Here is a 2,545-nt window from a genome sequence, read left to right on the forward strand (position 1 = left end):
CGTAAGCGGTCAGCCGATGGCGTCGGACCTGAAGTTCCAGGGCATGAGGGCTTCGATGTCAGACGCGGGCCAGCCTTGAGCGATGCGGGTCAAGGTTTGGCAGAGCCAGGCGAGCGGATCGACGCTGTTCATTTTACAGGTCTGAAGGAGAGTGGCCAATGTCGCCCAGGTGCGTCCACCACCTTCGCTGCCGGCGAATAGACTATTTTTTCTCGTGATTGTTTGAGGCCTGATCGCGCGTTCGACGATATTGGAGTCGATTTCGACACGGCCGTCCGCCAGGAACTGCTCCAGCGCGTCCCGCCGGGAGAGCGCATAGCGGATCGCATCGGCGGTCTTGGATTTCCCGGAGATTTTGCGCAGCTCTCTCTCCCACAGATCGAAGAGGCCGGTGACAATGACTGCGGACTTTTGCTGTCGCAGCGTCGCTCTGGTATCGGCGTCCCTGCCGCGAACCTCATCCTCGACCTTCCATAGCGCGCTCATGGCGACGACCGTATCCGTCGCGGCCTGCGAGACCCCGGTGATGTGCAGGTCGTAAAACTTGCGCCTCAGATGCGCCCAGCAGCCTGCGAGTTGGATCGTCTCGTTGTTACCGCCTTTGGCCCGCGTCTTGGCCAGGCTGGTGTAGGCCGTGTATCCATCGACTTGCAGGATGCCATTGAAGCCAACGAGATGCCGCGCCACGCACTGCGCACCTCGGCTGTCTTCGAAGCGATAGGCGACCATCGGCGGGCTGGTTCCGCCATAGGGCCGATCATCGCGTGCGTAAGCCCAAAGCCAGGCTTTCATGGTCTTGCCCGAACCGGGCGCAAGGGTGGGTAACGTCGTTTCGTCGGCAAAGACCCTCTCGCCTTCCTTGACGCGCTCCAGGATGTAGTCGGCGCATATCTGAAGCTCGAAGCCCAGATGCCCCATCCATTGCGCCATCAAGTTCCGGCTGACCTCGACGCCATCGCGCAGATAGATCGCTTCCTGCCGGTAAAGCGGAAGGCCGTCGCCGTATTTGGAGACCGCGATATAGGCCAGCAGCCGCTCCGTCGGCAGGCCGCCTTCGATGATGCGCGCCGGTGCCAGAGCCTGGATCACGCCGTCACGCCCCCGGAAAGCGTATTTGGGGCGGCGCGTCACGATGACCCGGAACTTCGGCGGCACGACATCCAGCCGTTCGGAGCGGTCCTCGCCGATCAGCACCTTTTCCAGACCCTCGCATTCAGCAGGGATTTCCGGTTCGATGATCTCCTCGATGCGTTCGAGGTGAGCGGCAAAGCCCTTGCGCGGACGCGGCGCACGCTTCGGCTTGTCCCCGGCAGCGCGATCAAGCTCGGACTGGATCGCCGAAAGACCCGTCTCGACCTCCTCGAAGGCAAAGGACACCTGCTCGTCATTGACGGCCAGGTGCAATCGCTCGGACCGCGTGCCATTCTGCGTGCGCTGCAGGACCTTCATGATCGTCGTGAGGTTAGCGATCCGCTCGTTGGCCGCCGCCTCGACCGCCTGCAACCGGATAACCTCTGCCTCGGAGGCGACGAGCCGAGCTTCTGTAACCGCTATCCGCGCCTCGTTTGCCGCCTGCTCGCGCGCCATCGCCAGGACGATCGCCTTCAGCGCATCGACGTCATCTGGCAATTCGGAAACAGGCAAAACCATGGGAGGAATAGAGCACAAAAGCGGCCGTTTTCCCAAGCGTTCCCGCGACATGATTCATCTTGCCGCAGGCCGGTATCAGCCCGTCAGCAGCGGTCGCCGGACCTTGGCTGGACGGATCTTTTTCCAATCCATTCCGGCCAGAAGCGCCATCAGTTGCGAATGGTCGAGACGCACCCGCGCCGCCGATATGCCCGGCCAGCAGAAGCTGCTCTCTTCCAGGGTTTTTGAATAGAGGCAGACCCCGCTGCCGTCCCACCAGACAATGCGGACACGGTCCGCCCGTTTCGACCGGAAGACGTAAAGCGCGCCATTGAACGGGTCGAGGCCGCCATCCCGCACCAACGCCATCAACGATGCGGCTCCCTTGCGGAAGTCGACCGGTTGGCAAGACACGTAAACCACAACGCCGGAAGCGATCATGCCTTGCGCACCGCGCCGATAATGCCCGCCAACTGATCCGGATCGATATCGCCGCGTACCCGGATGACGATATCGCCAACCACAATCTCCACCGTCGCGCCGCCGCTCACCTCAAAGCGCGTGAACTTCGCCGGCTCGCTTTCCATCATGGTTCGACCGCCCAATGGCACCGTCAATGGCGCCATCGTCCCCATGGAAAGCGCCTTCCTGCGCCACGCATAAAGTTGCGACACGTCCAGTTCATAGGCGCGCGCAACCTCCGCAACCGTCCCTCCGGGCGAAAAAGCTTCCGCCACAAGCCGCGCTTTCTCGTCATCAGACCAATGCCGCGGCGAACGTCGCGACGGCGTCGCCGTCAAAACTTCGAATGTCCGAACCTGATTCACCTTGTCGCTCATATGACTCTCCGCATGATTCATGCAGAAAATGAGCTTCCGCGAACAAACGCGCTACGTGGGATCGCCTACACGCTTAC

3 protein-coding genes are annotated in these 2,545 nt (G+C 61.7%); all 3 read right to left on the reverse strand.

Features of this window, described 5'->3' with window-relative positions:
• Nucleotides 1–9: 9 nt before the first annotated feature.
• Nucleotides 10–1,650: an IS66 family transposase gene (gene tnpC / locus AC1Q6Z_RS35210; protein WP_492650745.1), complete on the reverse strand. Its 1,641-nt coding sequence runs from the start codon at nt 1,648–1,650 to the stop codon at nt 10–12.
• 75 nt (nt 1,651–1,725) lie between these two features.
• A complete protein-coding gene (tnpB, locus tag AC1Q6Z_RS35215) occupies nt 1,726–2,070 on the reverse strand; it encodes an IS66 family insertion sequence element accessory protein TnpB (RefSeq protein WP_109462507.1) in 345 nt (114 codons plus the stop codon).
• A complete protein-coding gene (locus tag AC1Q6Z_RS35220; protein ID WP_288081970.1) occupies nt 2,067–2,468 on the reverse strand; it encodes a transposase in 402 nt (133 codons plus the stop codon). Before AC1Q6Z_RS35220 ends, tnpB begins: the two co-directional genes overlap by 4 nt.
• Between the last annotated feature and the right edge of the window lie 77 nt (nt 2,469–2,545).

It is taken from the genome of Shinella sp. GW835-FHT14H05, from assembly GCF_058793575.1.

Coding starts and splice junctions, on each gene's coding strand:
- tnpC (WP_492650745.1), bottom strand. CDS start 1,650: ATGGTTTTGCCTGTTTCCGAATTGCCAGATGACGTCGATGCGCTGAAG.
- tnpB (WP_109462507.1), bottom strand. CDS start 2,070: ATGATCGCTTCCGGCGTTGTGGTTTACGTGTCTTGCCAACCGGTCGAC.
- AC1Q6Z_RS35220 (WP_288081970.1), bottom strand. CDS start 2,468: ATGAGCGACAAGGTGAATCAGGTTCGGACATTCGAAGTTTTGACGGCG.